At 76.0% G+C, this 21,958-nt stretch carries 17 protein-coding genes; 5 read left to right on the top strand and 12 right to left on the bottom strand.

What is annotated here, in order from left to right; all coding sequences use genetic code 11:
* Positions 1-63 precede the first annotated feature (63 nt).
* A complete protein-coding gene (locus GGQ55_RS13720) occupies positions 64-666 on the top strand; it encodes a hypothetical protein (protein WP_179717556.1) in 603 nt (200 codons plus the stop codon).
* The gene (locus tag GGQ55_RS13715; RefSeq protein WP_179717554.1) at positions 647-928 is read left to right on the top strand and encodes a hypothetical protein; all 282 of its coding nucleotides are present in this window, start codon (positions 647-649) and stop codon (positions 926-928) included. The genes GGQ55_RS13720 and GGQ55_RS13715 overlap by 20 nt, the downstream gene beginning before the upstream one ends.
* Here GGQ55_RS13715 and GGQ55_RS13710 read toward each other — a convergent pair.
* From GGQ55_RS13710 to GGQ55_RS13680, 7 genes are all read right to left on the bottom strand, one after another.
* Positions 919-1,929, bottom strand: a complete 1,011-nt coding sequence (locus GGQ55_RS13710; protein WP_179717552.1) for an adenosine deaminase — start codon at positions 1,927-1,929, stop codon at positions 919-921. The two genes, GGQ55_RS13715 and GGQ55_RS13710, sit on opposite strands and share 10 nt — an antisense overlap.
* Positions 1,926-3,407, bottom strand: a complete 1,482-nt coding sequence (locus tag GGQ55_RS13705) for an MFS transporter (protein WP_218859275.1) — start codon at positions 3,405-3,407, stop codon at positions 1,926-1,928. Before GGQ55_RS13705 ends, GGQ55_RS13710 begins: the two co-directional genes overlap by 4 nt.
* Positions 3,408-3,540: 133 nt before the next feature.
* A complete protein-coding gene (locus tag GGQ55_RS13700) occupies positions 3,541-5,502 on the bottom strand; it encodes a DNA/RNA non-specific endonuclease (RefSeq protein WP_179717548.1) in 1,962 nt (653 codons plus the stop codon).
* A 14-nt stretch (positions 5,503-5,516) separates the two neighbouring features.
* Positions 5,517-8,492: an ATP-binding protein gene (locus tag GGQ55_RS13695; RefSeq protein WP_179717546.1), complete on the bottom strand. Its 2,976-nt coding sequence runs from the start codon at positions 8,490-8,492 to the stop codon at positions 5,517-5,519.
* Positions 8,489-10,234, bottom strand: coding sequence for a trypsin-like serine peptidase (locus GGQ55_RS13690; protein ID WP_179717544.1), 1,746 nt, complete (start codon positions 10,232-10,234; stop codon positions 8,489-8,491). Before GGQ55_RS13690 ends, GGQ55_RS13695 begins: the two co-directional genes overlap by 4 nt.
* 16 nt (positions 10,235-10,250) lie before the next feature.
* Positions 10,251-11,159: a hypothetical protein gene (locus tag GGQ55_RS13685; protein WP_179717542.1), complete on the bottom strand. Its 909-nt coding sequence runs from the start codon at positions 11,157-11,159 to the stop codon at positions 10,251-10,253.
* Between the two features lie 255 nt (positions 11,160-11,414).
* Complete coding sequence (locus GGQ55_RS13680; RefSeq protein ID WP_246323810.1) at positions 11,415-12,389, bottom strand: LLM class flavin-dependent oxidoreductase; 975 nt, start codon at positions 12,387-12,389, stop codon at positions 11,415-11,417.
* Positions 12,390-12,557: 168 nt separating this feature from the next.
* Here GGQ55_RS13680 and GGQ55_RS13675 point away from each other — a divergent pair, with 168 nt between their 5' ends.
* Both GGQ55_RS13675 and GGQ55_RS13670 read left to right on the top strand, forming a co-directional pair.
* Positions 12,558-12,941, top strand: coding sequence for a VOC family protein (locus tag GGQ55_RS13675; protein ID WP_179717538.1), 384 nt, complete (start codon positions 12,558-12,560; stop codon positions 12,939-12,941).
* Between the two features lie 32 nt (positions 12,942-12,973).
* Entirely contained in the window at positions 12,974-13,366 is a 393-nt protein-coding gene (locus tag GGQ55_RS13670) for a TfoX/Sxy family protein (protein WP_246324497.1), read from the top strand.
* A gap of 9 nt (positions 13,367-13,375) precedes the next feature.
* On the opposite strand, the gene GGQ55_RS13665 is transcribed toward GGQ55_RS13670, so the two are convergent.
* The 3 genes from GGQ55_RS13665 to GGQ55_RS13655 are packed head-to-tail and all read right to left on the bottom strand — an operon-like array spanning position 13,376 to position 15,690.
* On the bottom strand, positions 13,376-14,167 hold the full coding sequence (locus GGQ55_RS13665) for a DivIVA domain-containing protein (protein ID WP_179717535.1): 792 nt from the start codon (positions 14,165-14,167) through the stop codon (positions 13,376-13,378).
* Positions 14,164-15,303, bottom strand: a complete 1,140-nt coding sequence (locus GGQ55_RS13660) for a globin domain-containing protein (RefSeq protein ID WP_179717533.1) — start codon at positions 15,301-15,303, stop codon at positions 14,164-14,166. Before GGQ55_RS13660 ends, GGQ55_RS13665 begins: the two co-directional genes overlap by 4 nt.
* Before the next feature lie 21 nt (positions 15,304-15,324).
* Positions 15,325-15,690, bottom strand: coding sequence for a group I truncated hemoglobin (locus tag GGQ55_RS13655; protein WP_179717531.1), 366 nt, complete (start codon positions 15,688-15,690; stop codon positions 15,325-15,327).
* Between the two features lie 270 nt (positions 15,691-15,960).
* On the opposite strand from GGQ55_RS13655, the gene GGQ55_RS13650 reads away from it, so the two are divergent.
* Entirely contained in the window at positions 15,961-16,134 is a 174-nt protein-coding gene (locus GGQ55_RS13650; RefSeq protein ID WP_179717529.1) for a hypothetical protein, read from the top strand.
* A gap of 7 nt (positions 16,135-16,141) precedes the next feature.
* On the opposite strand, the gene GGQ55_RS13645 is transcribed toward GGQ55_RS13650, so the two are convergent.
* Together GGQ55_RS13645 and GGQ55_RS13640 are read right to left on the bottom strand one after the other, a co-directional pair.
* Positions 16,142-18,775, bottom strand: a complete 2,634-nt coding sequence (locus tag GGQ55_RS13645) for an FtsX-like permease family protein (RefSeq protein WP_179717527.1) — start codon at positions 18,773-18,775, stop codon at positions 16,142-16,144.
* Positions 18,772-21,954, bottom strand: a complete 3,183-nt coding sequence (locus GGQ55_RS13640; RefSeq protein ID WP_179717525.1) for an FtsX-like permease family protein — start codon at positions 21,952-21,954, stop codon at positions 18,772-18,774. The genes GGQ55_RS13645 and GGQ55_RS13640 overlap by 4 nt, the downstream gene beginning before the upstream one ends.
* Positions 21,955-21,958: the final 4 nt, after the last annotated feature.

Here is a 21,958-nt window from a genome sequence, read left to right as displayed (position 1 = left end):
CCGATCGTTCGAGGTGCCGGTCGGCGTCCGCCGGGCGGTGCGGAACGAGAAGGAGACATCGACATGCGGATCGCGGATCCCGGTCGAGCGCGCACCGCCCGCAGGGTGGCCGGCTCGGTCGCGGTGCTCGGGGTGGCCGCCGCGGTGGCGGGCCTCGGCACCTACAGCACCTTCACCGACAGCACGAGCCCGGTGGTCACCGGCGTCGGCACCGGCGTCCTGTCGCTGTCGCTGCAGTCCGGCGGCACGGCGGCGACCGTCCCGTTCGACGGCGGCGCGATGATGGCCGGCGACTCGGTGGCCCAGGTCCTCGACCTGGTCAACGACGGGTCCACGGCCTTCGCCTCGGTGACCATGAAGATGTCGGCGACCGCGTCGAGCATCCTCGACACCGACCAGACCAACGGCCTGCAGCTCAAGGTCCAGAAGTGCTCGGTCGCGTGGAGCGGCAGCAGCTGCTCCGGGACGGCGAGCACCCTGTACTCCGGCCCGATGGTCGTCACGCAGGCTCTCGGCGGTGCCGCCAGCCTGACCCCGGGTGGCGTCGACCACCTGCTGCTCACCGCGAGCCTGCCGGCCTCCGCCAACGGCTCGGCCTACCAGGGCAAGCAGAGCACGCTCAGCCTGGTGTTCGACGGGGTGCAGCGTGTCGGCGCCAACCGCTGACCGGGCGGAGGTCACCTACCTCGCGACCGTGCAGCTGCCCTACCGCGACGTGCGCAGCGCGTCGCTGGGGCTGCGGGCCGAGCTGAAGCACCGGGTGCGCTCGATCGGCGGCGGCGACGCGGACTGGGACAGCCTGGTGCTGCGCGGTCCGGTGCCGGTGCTCGACCGCCGGGGACGGCAGTGGTGGGAGTACACCGCCACCGTCCGCGGCCCCTCCGGAGGCCCTTCCGCGGACAAGGCCCCCGCCGTCCCTCAGGACTGAGGGACGGCGGCGGCCACCGCCGCCAGGTGCCGGTCGCGCTCGGCGGCCGGCAGGAAGCTCGCCCGCCAGCTGTTCTCGGCCAGCCGGCGGCGCTCGTCGAGCGTCAGGCCCAGCGCCCGGGTCACCGCCGCGACGTTGTCGTGGAGGTACCCGCCGAAGTAGGCCGGGTCGTCGGAGTTGACCGTGGCGGCCAGACCGGCGTCGAGCATCGCCTTGAGCGGGTGGTCGGCCAGCCGGTCGACGCCGCGCAGCGCGACGTTGGACAGCGGGCACACGGTGAGCGGCACCTGCTCGGCGCGCAGGCGGGCCACCACCGACGGGTCCTCCATGCTGCGGATGCCGTGGTCGACCCGCTCGATGCCGAGGTGGTCCAGTGCCGCCGTCACGTACTCCGCCGGGCCCTCCTCGCCGGCGTGCGCCACCCGGTGCAGCCCCTCGTCGGCGGCCCGGGCGAACACCCGCTCGAACAGCTCGGGCGGCCGACCGGTCTCGGCGCTGACCAGGCCGATGCCGATCACCAGCGGGCGGTAGCGCAGCAGGCGCGGCAGCAGCTCCTCGGCCTCGGCCGGATCGCGCTCGCGCAGGAAGCACGGGATCAGCGCGACGCTCACGCCGTGGCGCTCCTCCGCCGTCGCGAACGCCTCCCCCAGCCCCTCGAAGACCACCTCGAGCGGCACCCCCCGGGCCAGGTGCGCCTGCGGGTCGACGAAGACCTCCGCGTGCCGCACCCCTTGCGCGGCCGCGGTGCGCAGGTAGGCCTCGGCGAGGTCGGTGAAGTCCTCCGGGCGCTGCAGCACCGCCATCAGCTCGTAGTACAGGTCCAGGAACGACTGCAGGTCGCTGAAGCGGTACGCCCGGCGCAGCTCCTCCGGCCCGTCGAAGCGCAGCCGCACCCGGTTGCGCGCGGCCAGCGCCACGGCCAGCTCGGGCTCCAGCGTGCCCTCGATGTGCAGGTGCAGCTCGGCGGTGGGCAGGGGCGCGAGCTCGTCGTCCGGACTCATGTGTCGATCCTGGCTTCCTCGGGGGCCGGTGCGGGCACCCGGCGGCGCCGCACGTCGAGGATCGCCGTGGTGAGCGCGGCGAGGGTGAAGCCGATGCTGACGACGAGGCTCAGCGCGTAGGCGTGCCCGTAGTGCGCCTGGCGGTCGGTCCCGCTTGCGGGCGCGCCGGTGACCGCCGCGTAGAACACGGCCGTGATGACGGCGGCGCCGACCGCGTTGCCGATCCGCTGCGAGGTCTGCAGCATCCCGCCGGCGGTCGAGCCGCCCCGGACGTCGACCTCGGCCAGGGACAGGGCCTGGTTGGGGGTGATGACCGAGCCCCCGCCGAGCCCCGCCACGAACAGCGCGGGCGCCATGGCCAGCGCGACGTCCGCCGGGTCCAGACGTCCGGCGGTCAGGACGGCGACCAGCGCGGCACCGGCGACGCCGAGACCGAACAGCACCAGCGCCCCGACGAGCACCTTCTGCCCGGCGCGCGCGAGCAGCCGCCCGGCGACCGGCGCGGCGATGGTGACCCCGACCGCGTAGGCCGACGCGGTCAGGCCCGAGTGCAGCGGGCTGAAGCCCAGCCCGTCCTGCAGGAACAGCGCGAGCACGATCGGCGTGCCGGTGTAGCCGCAGAAGAACAGCAGGGCGAGGACGACGCCGTCGGAGTAGGAGCGGATGCGGAACAGCGACAGGTCGATCAGCGGGTGGCCGCGGCGGCGGGCCGGCCCGCGCTCCCACGCGACGAACCCGGCGAGCACGGCCAGCGCCGGCAGGACGAGGAGGAACAGCCGGACGTCGTGGTCGGCGTCGAACTCCACCGACGGGAAGAGCAGGCCGAGGACGCCGACCGACAGCAGCGCGGCACCGGGCAGGTCGAGCGCCCGCCTGGCCTCCCGCGGCGGATCGGCCGGGAGGAGTCTGCGGCAGAGCAGGAACGACGCGATGCCGATCGGCACGTTGACCAGGAAGCACAGCCGCCAGCCCCACTCCTCGCCGCCGATGGCGATGATCGCCCCGCCGATCACCGGGCCGGTCGCGGTGGCGATGCCCACCGCGGCGCCGAGCGCGCCGAACGCCTTGCCGCGCTCGGCGGGCGGGAAGAGCTGCTGGATGATCCCGGAGACCTGCGGGTTGAGCAGGCCGCCGGCCAGCCCCTGCACCACCCGGGCGGCGATGATCACGCCCGGCGAGGGCGCCAGCCCGACCGCGGCGCTGCAGACGACGAACGCGGCGACGCCGATCAGCAGCATGGTCTTGCGGCCGCGGTCGTCGCCGAGCCGGCCGCCGATGATCGGCACCATGCCGAAGGCCAGGGCGTAGCCGGAGATCACCCACTGCAGCTGCGCCGGGTTCGCGCCGAGCCCGCGGCCGATCGACGGCAGGCCGACGATCGCGATGCTGACGTCGAGCAGGGTCAGGAAGACGGCCGAGACGCAGACCGCGAGGGCGGACCACCGGCGCGGATCGAGTTCGCCGGCACCGGAGGTCACCGTTGCAGTGTGCAACTCGCGATCCTCCGGATCGCACCGCGGTCAGGAGCCGTCCCCCGTCACGCTGAGCCCCTGCAGCCGCTTCCCTCCTCGGGAGCCCTCCGGGCCCCGCTCGTCGCTCGCCTCCCCGCGACTACATCACCACGTCCTCCTCGCTCTCCAGCGGCAGGTAGCGGGGTTCGGCGTCCTCGACCGCCTCGTCGGGGGCGCGCAGCGGGTCGGCCGCGAGGTAGGCGGAGAAGTCGTAGCCGGTGGCGTCGGCCAGGTCGCGGATCGCGATCTGGAAGGTGCGGTACGCCCCGAGCTCGAAGCCCTCGACCGCCTCGGTGCGCCGGCGCTGCTCCAGCAGCTCGCGGATCAGGTCGCCCTGGCTGAGCAGGTACGCCGTCGCGTGCAGCACCGGCCCGTCGGCGTCCTGCATCGCGACCAGCTTCCAGAACTCCCGGGGCGCGAGCACGCCCGGCTTGATCTCGGGGTCGTCGTCCCGGGCGACCGGGCCGGTGAACACGCAGGCCCGGAAGCCGTGCGTGCGGGCGCTGTCGAGCACGTAGTTCTCCAGCCCTTGCCACAGCTGCTTGCCCTGGTTCATCAGCGAGTGCTGCGGCGCGGCGTTCGTGTAGTGGAACGTGTCGCCGTTGGCCAGCGCGGCGACGGTGCCCGCGGGGTCGGCGTCCCAGTTGGGGTCCTCGCGGCGCACCATGTGCCCGCGGTCGATCTGCGGGTCGTCGTAGTCGCGCGCCCCCAGCTGGGCGTCCGCGGCGATGCGGCCGTCGGTGAACCAGCGGTCCCGCGTCCGCTTGACCCGCACGGAGTGCTCGCCGTCGATGTTCACGGCGGTCATCACCGGCTGGCGGCGGCTGGTCGAGAACCGGACCCCGAAGTGCGTGTACCGCAGCTCGAAGGGTTGCTCCGGCGTCTCATCGCTGGGGTGCGCGAGGTCGGCCCGGACAGCGTCCGGCACACCCGGCCACGGCGCGGCGAGCCCCTCCCCCAGGAACGCGGGGTCGTAGCCGGCCCGGTCGGCGAGGTCGGCGGCCGTGTGGGCGCCGTCGCCGGCGGCCTCGGCGTCCTCCTGCGGACCGGGCTGCACCGGGATCACCACCGGCGACCCGCCGGCCAGCGCCGCCTTGAGCGAGCCCACGCCCACCGCCGAGTTGGCGATCCCGTACTGGCCGGAGAAGTGCAGGCCGACGACCTCGCCCGTCTCCAGGCTGATCAGCGGCGAGCCCGAGTTGCCGCCGAGGCTGGTGCAGTCGTGGGTCAGCTCGGTCCGGCCGGTGAGCGCCTGCATCACCTTGCCCGGCGCGAAGCGCTTCACGTCGTAGATGTCGTGGAAGTACCGCGCCTGGTCGTCGACGTCGTTGCGGGTGTCGAAGGCCGGGTAGCCGACCAGCGCGACCAGGTCGCCGGGCTCCGGGTCGTCGTCCGAGAGCGGCAGCGGGTCGGGCAGGGCGTCGCCGGAGATCCGCAGCAGGGCGATGTCCGGCTTGGTGTCGTCGGCGAGGTAGAGGATGTCCGACACCTCGAACGGACGGGCGTCGACGGCCGCCGAGCCCACCTCCTCCTTGAAGTCGAGGTCGATCCCGTAGAGCACGCCGGTCGCCGGCGAGCGCAGGAAGACCCCTCGGCCGTCGGAGCCGCGCCGGGCGACCAGCTTGGCGACGTGTCGGTTGGTGACGACGACGCGGGTGCTGCCGCCGCTCGCGATCACCCAGCCGGTGCCGCCCCAGGCCATGGTGTGGTTGAGGAACTCGACCCGGCCGACCGACCGGATGTCGACCTCGACGTGCTTGATCTTCGTGTCGGTGCCGGTCGGGAAGTCCGGCAGCGGCTCGAGGACGACGGCGTCGTTGCGGATCATCAGCGGCGGCCGGCCGACCCGCCGGACGATCGCCTCCAGCGCGTCGATGCGGACCACGCTCTCCAACGGCTGCGAGCCCGCGGCCAGCACGTCGGCCGCATCGGGGCGGACGACGTCCGGGCCGATGCCCGGCACCGAGCCCGCGGCGACGGCGTCCCGGACCGCCTGCTCCAGCTCCGGCGACCCTCTCAGGCGCGCGCGGACGGCCTCCAGCCGATCGTCGGTCACGGTCATGGCTCTCTCCGATCTCAGAGTTCCCGGTGCGCCAGCAGCACGGCCGCGGGCGGGACGAAGGCGGCCGGCACCCGGCGGTGCAGCAGCACCTCGGCGACGGCATCGGTGCCGACGGGGACGACGTCGCCCGCGGCGGTCAGCGCCCCGCCCAGCCGGCGGCGCAGCTCGTCGGCGACGGGGCGGTCCCCCGACCACGCGGCGAGCTGCGCCCACGCGGCGGCGACCGGATCGGCCGCGGCGGCCAGCGCGGCCAGCCGGTCGGTCAGCGTGACGTCGAGCGGGCGGTCCCAGCCGCGCGGCGGCCGCTCGTAGGACCACTGGCCGGCCGTCGTCCGCCGCCAGCGCTCGGCGCTGCGGGCCAGCACCCGCAGGTCGGCGTCATGAAGCAGGAACGCCGCCGCGCCGGCCCACTCGGCGAGCAGGCCGAGCGCGGCCAGCCCGTCGACCGGGTCGACCGGCTGCGCGCTCACCGGGGGCTCGCCCGGCAGCAGTCCGCCCAGGGCACCCAGCGCGCGGTCGGCCGCGGCGGCGTGCGCCGCGATCGCGGTTCCGGACGCCAGCCGGCCGAGCGTGGCGGCGGCGTCGGCATAGGGGCTGAGGACGGCGAGCAGCCGCGCGCGGCCGACCGTCGTCGTCCGGTCGGTGCTCGCGACGCGCGTGCCCAGCTGCTCGGCGGCCGCGGTCAGCGCCGGCTCGGCGTCGTCCGGCGCACCGCCCCAGAGCGCGAAGGCCGCGCCCACCGCCGACGGTCCGGACGTCGGCGGCGGTGGCAGCTGCGCCGTGCGGAGCGCGAAGCCGAGGGCGCCGTCGCCGAGCCCCGACCGGACCTGCTGGACGAGGGCGCTCGGTGCGCGCACGAACGCGGCGAACGACAGCTCCGCGCGCATCTCCAGCCGCGGCGCGGCCAGCTCCGGTCGCATGCCCGCGAGGTCGGCGTCCCCACCCAGCCGGTCGCGCTCGGCCAGCAGCCGCTGCGCCTGCGCCCACTGCCCGGACCGCCACAGGAAGGCCAGGACCGCGTCGGCCTCCGGCGAGCGCGCGGCGAACAGCCGGCCCTCGAGGGTCTGCTCGTACACGTGAGCGGCCTCGAGCCAGTCGCCGCGCTCGAGGAGCAGCGCGAGCTCGGCGGCGGCGCCGGGCGGGGGCACGGCACCGGGCGACGGCGCCGCGCCGCGCGCCAGGGAGGACCGCTCGCCCCGGGCCCGCCGGACGACGTCCTGCGCGGTCTCGGGCAGCTCGGCGATGGTGTCCGGATCCAGCTGCTGCAGCACCCGCGGTTCGACGTACGGCAGCGCCGGATCGCGGCGCATCAGCTGCAGCCGGTGGTAGGCCACCTCCTCCTCGGCCCACGGCTCCGGGCGCGCGGCGAACCAGGACGCGGCGGCGCGGTCGATGACGGCGGCCTGCTTCGGCTGGGTCTCGTAGAGCAGCCGCACGAGCACCCGCCGGGTGTCGGGGCGGTGCCGCACGAACCCGGTCGCGACCGGATCGGGCTCGACCAGCCAGTGGTGCTGGGTGAGGTCGTCGAAGAGCTGCTGCGCGCGGGGACGGTCGATCGGGCCGAGGCCCAGGTGCGGCGCGAGCACCTCGCGGATCACGTCCGGATCCAGCCGGCGGACGACCAGCCCCGGGGAGGCCAGCCGGCGCAACGCGTCGTCGGGGATGCGCGAGAGCAGCACCCGGTAGAGGAACGCCGCCGCGACGCCGTCGTCCTGCTGCCGCGCGCGGGTCAGGGCGCGGGTACCGGCCGAGCGCGCCACGTCGGCGGCCAGCCGCAGCACCAGCGGGTTGCCCCGCGCGGTCGCCCGGACGGCGGGACGGGCGGATTCCGGGACGTCGAGCGCGGCCAGCAGCTGGTCGGCGGTGACGTCGTCGAGGCCGGCGAGGTCGATCCGCCGGCCGACCCGGTCGGCGGCGCTGTCGAGGGCGTCCCCCCGGCCGGCGGCGAGGACGGCGACCGGCGCCAGGCCCAGTCCCACCAGCTGGTCGAGCCACTCGAACAGCCGCCCCGGATGGGTCTCACCCCGGGCGCGCAGCACCTCGAGGGTGTCGAGCACGACGAGCAGCTGCCCTCCGGCGGTCCGCAGCTGCTCGGCCGCGAGCCGCACGAGGTCCACCGGCAGCCGCTCACGGGTCTCGCCCTTGAGCGCCGGCGAGCCGTCCTGCGGCGACCCGGACGCGGTCAGCCGCGCCTCGCGGAGCCCGTGCGCCCCGCTGCCGAGCTCGGCGTCGAGCTGCCGGGCCAGCTCGACGGTCAGGCCGGTGAGGTCCTGCACGTCCAGCCCGCGGCGGTCGAAGTCGAGCCGGACGACCAGCCACCGCGCCGGACCGGCGCGGGCGACGCGGACCGCCTCCTCCAGCAGCGTGGACTTGCCGATCCCGGGCGTCCCCCCGACGAACAGCGCGCGGACCGGCGGGGTCACCGCGGGTGCGGTCAGCCACTCGGCGATGCCGGCCAGCTCCGCGGTGCGCCCGACGAACCCGGCGGCCAGCAGCGCGTCGTCGCGGCACTCCCGGCGGGTGAGCTCGGAGCGGACGTCGTCCAGCCGGTCGCGGGCCGGGGAGTGCGGGCCGGCGCGGTCGAGGGCCACGGCGATCCGCTCCAGCGCCGTGCACTCGCTGTCGACCAGGGCGGCGTCGATGCCCTCCGGGGTGAACGAGCCGGTCCCGAGCAGCGCGTCGAGCAGGTCCTGCGTCTCGTCGTCGGCCGGGCCCACGCCGCGCCGCCACTGCACCGCCGCGCGGATGCCCCGGCGGTCGGCGACGGCACCGAGCTCCCAGCGCCGCTCGGGACCGCGCATCAGCCAGCCAGTGCGCTCGCCGCCCTGCCGGGTGTCGCAGCACGCGGCGAGCTCGGCGGCGAGGGCGACCACGTGGGTGGGCTCGGCGGTGCCCGCGGCCGCGCGCAGCGCCTGGCCCGGGTCGAACACCCCCGACAGCGCCGCGAACTCGCGCAGCGTGCGGACCTCCTCTGGTGCGACCTGGGTCATCGTCCGTCCTCCCGCCACGTGTCGAGCGCCGGCCGCACCCGCTCGGCGACGGTCGGGAGGTCCTCGGCGGCGTAGAGCCCGTTGAACGAGGCCAGCCCCTGCAGCGCGACGTCGGCGAAGGCCTCGACCACCGGGGGGTTCGCGGGCGCACCGAGCAGGTCCTCGGCGGCGCGGGTCAGGACGTCGACGACGTCCGAGCGCCGGAACCCGCCGAGGAACTCGACCACCAGCCCGGGCGGCCCGGCCCCGGCAGCCGGCGGCGCGGGGAACTCCTGCCCCGGCAGCGCGACCGTCTCGAAGCCGGCGACGACCAGTCGCAGCCGCGGCCGGCGCAGCGCCGCGGCGACGAACCCGTCGAGCGCCAGCCGGGCCGCCTCGGAGAGCGCGACCGACGGGTTGTCGAAGAAGAACCACACCGTGCGGCCGGCCTGCGCGGCGGCCGCGTCGACGGCGACGGCGAGCAGCGCGGCGCGGTCGCGGGCGGCCGCCTCCGGGGGCGCCGCGCCGGGGGCGACCGCGGGGGCGGGGGCGATCTCGGGCAGCGGCAGCCCGGCCGCGATCACCCGCTCCCGCACGTCGTCCACCAGGTCGGCGACGAGCCGGTCGAACCCGACCCGCACCACGGTGTGCTCGGGTCCCCGCCGCTGCAGGACGCGGCCCAGCATCTCGGCGGAGAACGCCAGCCCGGTGGTCGGCCCGGCCGGGTCGTTGCGCTTGATCCGCAGCCCCCGGACGCGGCTGTCGGGGCCGGCGGCGGCCACGGCCTGGAAGAACAGGTCGCGGCCGATGACCAGCGCCGCGTCGGAGCCGTCCAGCGACCACAGGGTGGTCGGGGCGACGTCGTCGGCGACCAGCGGCTCGAGGTCGGAGAGGAAGCGCCCGATCGGCACCAGCCGGCCGCCGCCCTGCCACTTGCCCTGGTGCAGGCCGGCCATCTCCAGCTCGCGGTCGAAGCACGGGCCGCCGGAGGAGCCGGCCGCGGTCGTGATGTCGTGCCGCCAGCGGGCGGTGACGTTGCGGATCTTGGACAGCCGGCCCGTGCCGAAACCCCTGTCCTGCCCCTCCGGGTAGTGGACCAGGACGACGACGCTGCGCGAGGCGGTCCGCTCCGCCGTCGCCGGCAGCCCGGCGTGGCCGAGGTGGGCGGCCGCCGGCCGCCGCATGACCAGGACGGCGACGTCGTTGCGGCCCTCGACCTCGGCGTCGGCCCGCGGCGCGCTGCCGGTCCACTCCTCGTCCCCGCACAGCGAGGCGAAGCGCGGCGGGACCTCGACGTCCTGCTCGCTGCTGTCGGAGAGCACCACCCGGATCCGCGGGGCCGGCTCCTGCGGGCCGCCGGGCGCGCCGACGGCGACGACGTGCCACGCGGTGAGCACCAGGCTCGGGCCGATCAGGCAGCCGCTGCCGGTGATCTGGTCGTTGACCCGCACCCGGCAGCGGAACGCGAGCGCCCGGGGGGTGAACACGGCGAGCTTCGCGGCATCGACCGCGTCGGCGAACGGCGGCGGCTGCGACCCGACCCCCTGCGCCAGCAGGGCGGCGCCGAACGCGTCGAGCAGGCCCAGGCGCTCGAGCTGGTCGACCCAGATCTCCTCCGGCGGCTGCCGCAGCACCGCGGCAGCGGCCGCGAAGGTCTCCGGGGTGTCCGGCGGGTGGCGGCCGAGCTGGACCCGGGCGAGCGCTTCCGCCGCCGCGAGCCGGTGCGCGGCGATCGCCTCCGCCAGCTCGGCCTTGTCCCACACGGCGGGGCCCCGCGGCTCACGCGAGCAGGGCGGCCACGGCGTCGTGGACGGGCGCGGTCCGCAGGTAGTCGCCGATGTCGTGGTGGTTGCCGCTGTCGTTGACCACCAGGAAGTCGCGGACGCGGTCGGCCGGCGGGTACTCGGGCCGGATGGTCTTGTCCAGCGCGACCAGGTCCCGGGCGTCGCAGACGTTGCGCCACGCGGTGACGCCGTCGGGGACGCGCAGCGGGTGGGTGACCAGGTCCTGGATCTCCTGCACCGCCAGCGGCGACCCTGCGGTGACCAGCAGCGGCACCTCGCGGGACCGCTCGCGCAGCACGTCGTAGGCGATGATCGTGCCGAGGCTGTGCGAGACCACGACCACCGGGCCGTGCACGGCGTCCAGGGCATCGCGCACCCGCTCGCGCATGCCCTCGCCGGAGCCGCCGAAGAAGTAGGCGTAGACGTCGGTGAAGGTGCGCTTGACCAGCGTCCGGAAGATCGCCACCCGCGCCGCCTTCGGCAGCGGCACCGCTTCCTCGTCCGTCTCGGACTCACCGCGCACCAGGGCATCGGCCACGTAGGCCATGTCCCGCACCCAGGAGTCCAGGGCGGCGCCGGGCACGGCCTCCTCCGCGACGCCGCCACCGGCGGTCACCGGCGTCTCCAGCAGCGTCTCGGCGTGGGCCTGCATCACCGCCTCGACGACCAGCTCCTCGGGGTGCAGCTCGTCGTCGGCGACGCCCTCCTCGCCGCCGGGCGCCATCGCCAGCTCGTCGGTCTCGTGATCGGGCAGCGGCGCGGGGTAGCGGAGGTCGGCCCAGTAGGCCATCCGGGACCGGTCACCGGCGGGTCCGCCGAAGAGCGCCTCGTCCCAGATCCGCTTGAGCGTGGTCTCGGCCGGCTTGTTGCCGTTGCCGTGGACGTAGACGACGGTCGGCGCCATGACGATCGCCCCCTCGGTAGGAGGGGCCACAGGATCCGCCGTCCCCGCAGGCAGCGGAAGCACTTCCCGCGCGATGCGAAACGAGCCGGAGCTGTCCGCGGCCGTCCGTGAACCCCGGAATCCGCGCTTTGTCGCGATGAAGCGCGCTCGCTCAGGCCGTCCTTGGTGATCATGAAGTTCGGGGAGGGACACGCCGTCGGTGGACGGCGTGTCCCTCCCCGAACTTCATGATCGCGAGGCCATCGGCGCGAACACTCAGTCGGCGAGGGCTTCGGCGGTCAGGGTGACCGAGCGCAGCCGCTGCTCGGTGGTCGGCGACTGGAAGGCGACGATCAGCTCGTCGGCGTCGGCCTGCTTGGCGAACGTCTCCAGGTAGGCGGCGACCTCCGGGCCGGTGCCGACGGCGCTGTGGGTCATCATCTGCTCGATGTGCCGGCCGGCCGGCGACTCCAGCAGCAGGTCGGCCTCCTCGTCGGTGAAGGAGCGGCCGCGGCCGAACAGGCCGACCGCGCGGATCCGCCGGATGCGCTCCAGCTGCTGCTGGGCCTCCTCGACGGTGTCGGCGGCGATGGCGTTGACGCCGGCGATCACGTACGGCCGGTCCAGCTGGGCGCTCGGCCGGAACTCCTGGCGGTACGCGGCGACAGCGGGCTCGAGCATCTGGGGCGCGAAGTGCGAGGCGAACGCGTAGGGCAGGCCGAGCGCGGCGGCGAGCGTGGCGCCGAACATCGACGAGCCCAGGATGTAGAGCGGCACGTTCGATCCCTTGCCCGGGACGGCGTCGACCCCCGGCACGCGGGTCTCGCCGGCCAGGTACGCCTGCAGCTCGAGGACGTCCTGCGGGAAGCGGTCGGCGGAGCGGTCGTCGCGGCGCAGCGCGTACATCGTGTTCTGGTCCGAGCCGGGCGCGCGCCCCAGACCGAGGTCGATCCGCCCCGGGTACATCGCGTCCAGCGTGCCGAACTGCTCGGCGATGGTCAGCGGCGAGTGGTTGGGCAGCATGATCCCGCCGGCGCCGAGCCGGATGCTGCTGGTGTGCGCGCCGACGTGCGCGATCAGCACGCTGGTCGCCGACGAGGCGATGCTCGGCATGTTGTGGTGCTCGGCGTACCAGACCCGCTGGAAGCCGGTCTCCTCCGCACGCCGGGCCAGCGCGACGCTGGCGGCGACCGCGTCGGTCGCGGAGCCACCCGGGGTGATCGGGGCGAGGTCGAGCACGGACACCGGCATGCGCATCAGGAGGGCCTTTCACGAGGGGTTCACCAGGGCCAACCCCGCCCGCACCCCCAGCCTTCCCGGTCCCCGCCCGTTCTCGTTGCCCGGGTGCGCCGCCGGGGTCTACCTTGCGCGGCCATCGGTGCGGGGGCTGATCCCATCAACGGATCGTCGGAGGCAGTCATGCTGAACGACAGCAAGGTCGAGGCCAACATCCCCGCCGCTGACCTGCAGCGCGCGCGGACCTTCTACGCGGACACCCTGGGGCTGACGCCCGTGCAGGACCTGGGCCCGAACCTGGTGTACGAGACCACCGGCGGCACCCGGTTCAACATCTACGAGACCAGCTTCGCCGGCCAGGCCGGGCACACCATCGCCCAGTGGCACGTGGCCGACATCGAGGCGGAGGTGCGCGACCTCCAGGGCAAGGGCGTGTCCTTCGAGGTCTACGACCTGCCGGGCGTCGAGTGGGACGGTTCGATCGCGTCGATGAAGGGCATGGGCCGGGCGGCCTGGTTCAAGGACAGCGAGGGCAACACGATGTGCCTCGACCAGGCCGAGGCCTGACCGGCCGGGGCATCTGGAGATGCGTCGTGCAGATGCCCAGGCCGACCGACGCCGACCGCGCCCGGTTCGCCGAGCTCGTGCCGGACTCCCCCGACGTCGAGGTGAAGCCGATGTTCGGCAACCTCGGCGCGTTCGTGCACGGCAACATGTTCATGGGGCTGTTCGGCAGCGCGGTCGGCGTGAAGCTCACCGGCGCCGAGGCCGACGAGCTGCTCGCCCAGCCCGGCGCCGGCCCGTTCGGCCCCGCCGAACGGCCGATGGGCGGCTACGTCACGCTGCCCGGGCACTGGTCGGCCGACGAGGCGGCGCCGTGGATCGAGAAGTCCCTCGCCGCGGTCGCCGCCCTGCCGCCCAAGAAGCCCAAGAAGCCCAAGAAGCCCATGAAGGTCACGAAGAAGTCCCCGAACGACGTCGGGGAAGCCTGAAGAAGCAGGTCAGCGCGGGTGCGCCTCGACGCTCTCCGCGGTCACGACCGGGTGCTCGGAGGTGCTGTCGGACAGCGGCATCTCCCGCGCCACGTTCGTGCCCGGGACGCCGGCCTCCGACCGCGGGGCGCCGCGCTGGGCCGGCGTCCGGATCGGGGCCTGCGGCAGCGCGGCCGGGTTGGCGTTGCCCCACTCGCTCTCGACGTCGCCGAGCAGCGCCTCGAGGTAGGCGCGCAGCTGCGTCCGGCAGGCCTGGGCGAACGCCTTGAGGTAGGCGACCTGCTCCTCGAGCTCGGCCGTGGTGGCGTTGCCCGTGGCCGGCTCGGCGACGGCCGCGCGCTCGTCGGTGCCGGTCATGTGCGCGGCCTGCTCGTGCGCGGCCTGGATGATCGCGCCCGCCGTCTCGCGGGCGTGCCGCATCTGCTCCTCGTACCGGGCCCGCGCGTCGGCGGTCATCTGCCGGGAGAAGTCCTCGGCCTCGGCCACGTAGTTGTCCGCGGTCTGCTGCGCGGTGGCGAGCAGCCGGACGGCCTGGTCGCTGGGTGCCTCGGGCAGCTCGACCGCCTCGGCGTCCTCGAGCTGGGCCTGCAGGGCGTGCACGTGGTCGCGCAGCTCGGCCTTCTCCGCGTGCAGCCGGGCCAGCTCCTGGGCGACCCGGTTGAGGAAGCGGTCGACCTCGACCTCGTTGTAGCCCGGGTGCAGCATCGAGCCGTTGGCGAAACGGACGGTCTGGACGTCGCCCGGGTTCAGCCGACGGTCGATCTCAGCGGGCTCGTAGGAGTCCTGCTCCTGACTGGTCATTCGGTCACGTCTCCCTCAACGTTGGGCCCCTGTCGGCTGGGGGCGAAGACCTCGGCTCGGATCCTCTCCTGCGGCAGACCGGAGGCCAGCAGTCGGGCCTCAGTGTCCTCCACCATGGGTGCGGGTCCGGCGATGTAGACGTCGCGCGAGCGCCACGGCCCGTGCCGGTCGACGACGTCACCGATGTCGCCGTGCTCGAGCGACGACTCCTTGTCGTCCGAGACGGCGTAGGTCACCGTCAGCCACGGGTTCTCCGTGGTCAGCCGGTCGAGGTCGGCCCGGTCGTAGAGCTGGTCCTCGATGCGGGCGCCGATGAACAGGTCGACCCGCCGTTTCGGGCCGAACCGGACAACCTGGTCGATGAGCGCCTTGAGCGGCGCCAGGCCCATGCCTCCGGCGACGAGCAGCAGGTCGCGGTCGGAGTCGCGGTCCAGCCCGAGGTGGCCCAGCGGCGGGCCGAGGCGGAGGACGTCGCCGACGACGAGCTGGCGCACCAGCGCCGAGCTCACCGGTCCGCCGTCGCGCGCCTTGACGTGCAGCTCCATGGTGCCGTCGGGCCGCGGCGCGTTCGCCGGGGAGTAGTACCGCCACAGCTTCGGCCGCAGCTCGGTCTCCAGCGAGATCGACTGCCCGGGCTGGTAGCCGAACGGGTTGCGGGGCTTGATCTTGACGACGGCGACGTCGAAGGTCCGCCGGTCGTGCTCGACGACGTCGGCGTCCCACCACGGCGGCTGCTCCGAGGCCGCCTCGGCCGCCTCGATCATCACCTGCGCGACCAGCTGGTAGGCCGCGGTCCAGTCCTGCGCGAGGTCGGCGGTCCAGGCGTCGTCGAAGTGCTGCAGCGTGGCCAGCAGGCTGGCCCCGACCGCCGGGTAGTGCTCGGCCACCGTGCCGAACTTGCGGTGGTCGCGGCCCAGCGCCTGCAGGATCGGGACGAGGGTGTCCAGGTCGTCGACGTAGTGGACGACGTCGCCCAGCGCGTTGAAGAGGCGGTCGCGCTGGTGAGCCATCGACACCGGGAACAGCTTGCGCGTCTCGGGGTGGCTCAAGAACAGGTGCGAGTAGAAGTACAGCGGTGCCTCGTCGCCGGCGGCCGCGGCCTTGGCGAAGCTGGCCCGCATGGCAGGGATGTCCACGCGAATGCGTCCTCGAACGGATCAGGCCGGAGCGGGGGCGGTCACGATCTCGTCGCGGTGCGCGAGCAGCGCCTCGCCGACCGAGCCGATGTCATCGGCCGAGACCCCGAACGAGGTCAGCGTCGCGACCAGGTGCCCGACCACGCGGTCGAAGTCCTCGGGGGTGATGCCGAGCCTCTCGTGCGCGACGGCGAGGTCGCGGCCGGAGTAGACGGCCGGCCCGCCGGTGACCTGGACGAGCAGGGCCGTCTGGTGCGCGCGGAGTCTGCGCAGGTCGACGTCCTCGAAGTAGTGCGCCAACTGAGGATCGCCGACGACCCGCTCGTAGAAATCGTCGACCGCGGCCCGGATCCCCTGCTCCTGGCCGAGTCGCTCGAAGATCGACATCACCCTCTCGCCTTCTCCCCCGTGATGTCGGTTCCGGCACACCACCCTGTCAGACCGTCTCGGATCTCACTACCCGGGGTCTGCTGGTCACGGCGTGTCCGGCCGATGTCGGCAGCGATCCGCCGGACTCAACCCGAGCCCGGCGAGAAGGCGATCGGGCGCGTTCGTCAGAACTTTCGAGGCGTGCCACGACGCGCGTCGGGGGGCGCGCACCGCATGATCGACGGGCGCGGCAGGAGGCTGCGCGGAACAACTGCCAGGAGGTCGCCGGTGCACGTCCGTGCCTGCACCCGGCGACCGATCGTGTCGCTGCCGTCGCCCGCCCGCCGCCGTCCGGCGAGCCGAGGGGGCCCGCGCTGGGTGCACCCGTTCCCCCAGGCTCCGGCCGATCGCAGCGGCGGCGACCACGGCGACGGCGAGCCCGGCCTCGACCAGCTCCCCTGATCCCGGGTCAGGCGCCGCCGATCCGCAGCACCGTGCCCACCCGTTCCTGCCGCCGCGCCAGGGCCTCGAGGGCGACGACGACGCCGACGGTCGCCGGCAGCAGGACGAGGACGACGAGCAGCACCGGCCAGGGCAGCGAGAGCACGGGGTCCGCCGGCTGACCGGTGAGCAGGCGCAGCGCGAGCGGCCGGGCAGCGAGTGCGGCGCTCAGCACGCCCAACGCCGCCCCGCCCAGCGTGGCCGCCAGGACCGGCGGCAGCAGCTCCCCGGCGGTGATCCGGCGCACCTGGGCCGACGTCACTCCCAGCGTCCGCAGCGCGGCGAGCGTGGTCCGCCGTTCCCGCGCGCCCGCCGCCGCGCCCAGCAGGACCCCGAGCACGGCCAGGCCGAGCAGCACGAGAGCCGTGACACGGGCGAGGAGGGTGAGGCCGCGGGTCAGCGGATCGGCGCGGCGCGCGGCCTGCCAGGCCTCGCGGTCGGTGGTCTGCGCCCCGACGAGGTCCGGCGCCGCGGTGACGGCCCGCGCCGCGCCGGCCCCCACCACCCACAGCGTGTTCGGCGCGGCCAGGTCGGCGTCGGCCTCCGGCAGGGCGTCCCGCGGGACGACGACGGTGCCGGCCGCGAACCCGGTCCCGGCCACCGTGATCGCGACCGGCTGCCGGTTCCACAGCACGGCGGGGGTGGCACCGGCGGCCGCCGCCAGGTCGGGGCCCAGCAGGGCCGGGAGCGGTCCGGCCGCGCCGTCCAGCCGGCGGAGCTGCGGCAGGTCGGGCAGCGGGGTGCGCGCCAGGAGGCGGGCGTACGCGGCCGGGTCGACGACCAGCAGGGTGGCCTCCGAGTAGCCCGGCACGCCGGCGAGCGGCACGTCCTCCACGCGCGCGGGCACCGCCAGGTCGACACCCGGAGCCGCCGTGAGCCGTTCGGCGACCGCGGTCAGCGCGTCGGAGGGTTCGGTCCGGACGGTCGCGTCGGCGCCGACCGCCGTCCAGGAGGCGTCCTCCTGGCCGGCGTGCACCGTGGCGTCCACCGTGGCCGCCGCGCAGGCCAGCCCGACGGCCACGGTGAGCAGGAGGAGGAGCAGGGGTCGGCCGGCCGCGGTGGCGGCGCGCGCCGCCGCGAGCAGCGGCACCGCCGAGCGCGCTCGGGTGGCGCCGGTGAGGAGCGCGCGCACCCCCAGCGGCAGGAGTCGCAGCAGCACCAGCGCCCCGGCCACGACGAGGACGGTCGGGGCGGCGGCCAGCAGCGGGTCGGGCCCCGTGGCCCCCGCTGCGGCCGACACGTCGCGCAGCCGGAGGGCGACCACCCCGCCTGCGGCCAGCAGCAGCACGGCCGCCTCGACGGCGAGCCGGCGCGACGGACGGCGGAGCCCTGTGGGCGGCAGCGCGCCGACGGGACCGGCCGCGAGGCCCAGGACGGCGACCGGGACGAGCCACGCACCGTCGACGTGCGAGGCCACCAGCGGGACGGCGGCGAGGGCACCGACGGCGACGCCCACCGCGGTGACGGCGGCGGACTCGACGGCGAGCGACGCCGCGAGCGCCGGCAGGGAGGCGCCCCGCGCGCGCTGGGTCGAAAGGACCTGCCCCCGGCGGTCGGCGAGCACGCGGGCGATCAGCAGGAGCGCCAGACCGCTGACGGTGAGCACGGCGACGACCAGCACGGCGGCCTGCGCGCGGGCCACGTCGATGCGCTCCCGGACCTCGAGCAGCACGAGGCCGAGGCGGCTGCGGACGTCCGGGGTCGGTGTGAACCCGAGCGACACCGGAGCGGCCCGGATCGCGGCCACGGCCTGCGCCACGCGGTCGATGTCCTCCACGCCCAGAGCGCCGGGCGCGGCGCGGAAGGTGAAGGTCCGGGTGGTCGCACCGGGGTCGACGGCGAGCCGGGCCACCGGCAGCGAGTCCGCGGAGAGCAGGGCCACGGCGTCGGTGTGCCGGGCCGACCCCTGCCCGCTGGTCCGGGGGCCGAGCACACCGGGAGCGGCGGCCCAGGCGGGGTCGTCGACGTCCACGGGGACGAAGACGCCGGCCACGAGCAGGTCCACCCGCCCCAGGTGCGTGTTCCAGGTCAGCGTGTCCCCCGCCCGCACCGAGAGGGCGGTCGCGACGTCCTGGGACAGCCCGACCTCGACGGTCGCCGTTCCGGCCGGCGGGCCGCCGGCGACCCAGCGCACGGCCGGTTCCGCGCCGGACCACAGCCAGGCCAGCCGCAGGTCGGTCGGGGCGACGGTGCTGCCGGCGGGCAACGTCAACGGATACGGGCTGGTGACGACCGAGGCGACCGGGGGCCGCACGACCGCCGCCAGCTCCGGCGGCAGCGCTCCGGCGAACCGCACCGCCTGCCCGATCGTCTGGGCCGCCGAGTCCGGTTCCAGCTGGCGCGGCGCGAGGCCGTCGCTCGGGAACCGGGCCACGATCGTCGTGTCGGCGCCGCTGCCCGCGTCCCGCACGGCGGCGTGCACGGCCCCGTCGGCGGTGCCCTCGATCACCCCGGGGAGCAGCACGGCGAGGAAGGCCGCGATCGCGAGGACGACGGTGCCGACCAGCACCGTGCCCAGGTCGGCGCGGGTGCGGGCGAGCGGTCCGACGAGGGCGCTGCCCACCCGCACGCGTCGGGAGGGGACGGCCGTCCGCGCCGTCACCGCGCACCGTCGGACAGGAGGCCGGCCGACGCACGGCGCGGCAGCCGGACGGCGGCCGGGACGGCGACCGCGACGCCGAGCGCGAACAGGCCGGCGGCGAGCAACGACTCCGCACCCCACGGCCACTGGACGACCGGCGCGGGCACCGGCGCCGCGCCGGTGTCCGACGAGGTGAGCCACCCGGCGAGCAGCACCGCGGCGAGCGCACCGACGGCGACCCCCAGCAGCACCGACAGCGCGGAGACCGCGGACGACTCCAGCAGCAGCCCCGCCCGGACGGCGCGCCGTGGGGCGCCCAGCGCCTGCAGCCGCGCGACGTACCCGGCCCGCGTCTCGCGGGTGGCCGCGGCGTGCAGCGCGGCGCCGGCCAGCACCAGCACCGCGGCGGCGAGCGGCAGCAGACCCAGCGCGAGCGGCACGGCGATCCGCGTGGCCCCGCGTTCCAGGTCGGCGGTCAGCCCGGCGCGGGTGACGGCGCCGCGCAGGCCGGCCTCGGCCAGCCGGGCGACCGCGCCCGTCGGGTCGGCCACGGCCGAGGCGAACCACCGTTCCGGGAGCGGCTGGGGCTGCCCCGCGGCGAGCAGCATCCGCGACAGCGCGTCGCTGTCGGCGATCAGCGCCGGACCACCCGGCGACGACGGCACGTACGGCACGACGCCGGCGACGACCGCCGTCAGCGAGGCCGTCCCGACGGCGAGGCTCAGCTGCGTGCCGCGCCGGAATCCGCCGGCCTCGGCGAGGTCGGCGGAGAGCACGACGGGCAGCGTCCCGGGAGCTTCGTACGCGGTCACCAGCAGCGGGGCGGGTCCGTACTCGACGGCCTCGAGCGGCACGTCGACGGCGAGGTCGACCGTCGCCGTCCCCGCGCTGACGGCGACGTCGGACGTCGGGCTCAGCAGCACGTCGTCCCCCGCGGTGCCGGCCCGCCACGTGCCCGGTGCGCCGTCCGCGCCCCCGATCCGCAGCGTGAGGGCGACGCCGGCCACGACGCCGGAGACGGCCTGGGTGCCGTCGAGCAGCTGGACGTCCAGCTGCACCGCGACGACGGTGAGCTCGACGCCGGCCGCGACCGGCGCACCGGCCGGATCCCGCAGCGCGACCGGGTGGTCGCGGCCGTCGAGCGGGACGTCGTCCCCGGTGAGCGGGACGCGGGTGCCCGCCGGGTCCTCGACCACCAGCGTCGGCCGGGCGCTCAGCGCTCCGGCGTCGGTCGAGCCCCGAACCGTGACGGACCCCGCACCCGCGGGCAGGTGGAGGCCGCCGCGGCGGGCGTCGGGGGCGAGCGCACCGGCGCGCACCCCGGGCAGCAGGTCCCCCGACCTCCGGGTGTCCAGCGCCAGCAGGGTCGTCGTCGCGTCCCCGCCGGTCCCGGTGCCCACCAGGCTGCCCAGGGCGACCGGACGGCGGATCACCGGCGTCACCCGTCCCCCGGTGGCCGCGCGGACGGCGGCGCTCTCGGCCAGCGGGGACTGCCCGGCCGCGGGGACGGCGAGGTCGGCGCCCACCCGGGCGAGGGACTGCGCCGCCTGCGACGTCTGCCAGGTGCTGCTGGTGGCGACGGCGAAGGTGGCCGCCGCGGTGGCCAGCACGACGAGGAACGCGGCACCGGTCGCCGCCGGCCGGCGCGCCACCTCCCAGGCCGCCACCGGCAGCACCAGCCCGCGCGCGCGGGCGGCGCGCCGCTCGGCGACGGACGCGACCACCGGCAGCGCCCGCTGCGCGAGGGCCGCGCCGGCGGCCAGGCACAGCAGCGGGACGACGACCACCGCCACGTCGGCCCCGGCGCCGAGCGGGCCGCCGCCGAGCTGCAGGTAACCGACGACGGCGAGCCCGACGAGCAGCACGTCGGCACCGGACCGCGCGAGCGCGCCCCGCCTGCTGCGCCGGCCGGGGCGCGCCGGCCGCAGGACCGGGACCGTCCAGACGGCGGCCAGCGCCAGGGCGGTGACCGCGGCGGCGACGACCACCGCCGGCCGGATCGCGGTCGGTCCGTCCAGGCCGGCGGCGGCAGGTGCGGGCAGGCCGACCAGCAGCCGGTACCCGACGACGGCGAGGGGGACCGCCACGGCCGCCGCCAGCAGGGCGAGGACCGTTCCCTCGGCCGCGGCCTGCCCCACGAGCTGACGGCGCGCGGCGCCGCGGGCGGTGAGCAGGTGCCGCTCCTGCTCGCGGCGCGCGGCGACCAGCCGGCCGGCCAGGTCGAGGGCGGCCGCGGTCAGCGCCAGCCCGAGCAGGGTGACCGCGAGGACCCCGGACCTGGTCACCGCCTGCTGGCCGGCGATCCGGTCGAGGGTGCGGACCAGCGGCGCGTCCAGGGGCGCGGACTCCGCGCGGTCCCCGAGTGCGGTCTCCATCTCCCGCTGCGCCCCGGCCAGCCGGGCGGCGACCCGGTCCAGCGTGCCCGGCGACGCCCCGGTGACGTCTGGGGACGCGATCACCTCGACCCGACGGATACCGAGGTTCCCGCCGAGGAGCGCCTCGGGGGCGACGGCGAAGGGGCCGTAGGCCGGTAGCGAGAGGCGCCCGAACGCGCCGATCACGTACTGCGCGGTCCACCCGCGCCCGGCCAGCAGGTCGCGGTCCCACGCCGGGTCGCCGCCGGTCGGGGAGAAGGTGCCGACGACCAGGACGGACACCGGTGCGGCCTGGGCCCGGGCGTCGGCCGGGTCCGGACCGGGTGCGAGGTCCAGCCGGTCACCCGGCCCGATCCCCAGCCGCTCGGCGGCCGACGACGGGACCGCGGTCTCCACGGGATCGGCGCCGGCCACCGGCCACCGGCCGGACACGAGGGTGGCGTGATCGGCCAGGTCGGAGATCCCGGCCAGGTAGCCCAGCCGCCGCTCGCCGCCGGCGTCGGCCGGGAGCTCGCGCATCGTGGAGCTCGTCCAGGTCGACGCGGTCACCGGGAGGGGATCGAGCGCGTCGGTGAGCACCCGGGTGGCGGTGCCGACGGCCTCCCGCGGGTCGGCGTCGACGTCGGTGAGCAGGACCTGCGCCGTCCGGTCCTCGGCGGGGACGTCCCGCAGCGCGGCGGCGCTCGCCTGCTCGCGGCCGGAGGTCAGCAGGAGCGTGGAGGCACCGGCGAGCGTCGTCCCCACGACGACCACCGCGAGGACGGCGAGCAGCATCCGGACCTGGGCGCGGCTGCGCCGGAGCAGGAACGGCAGCGTGCGGACCATCACG

This window comes from Petropleomorpha daqingensis (assembly GCF_013408985.1).
GTDB lineage: Bacteria > Actinomycetota > Actinomycetes > Mycobacteriales > Geodermatophilaceae > Petropleomorpha > Petropleomorpha daqingensis.
Note: the sequence above shows the minus strand (reverse complement) of the source record. Positions and strands in the feature narration are given on the sequence as shown.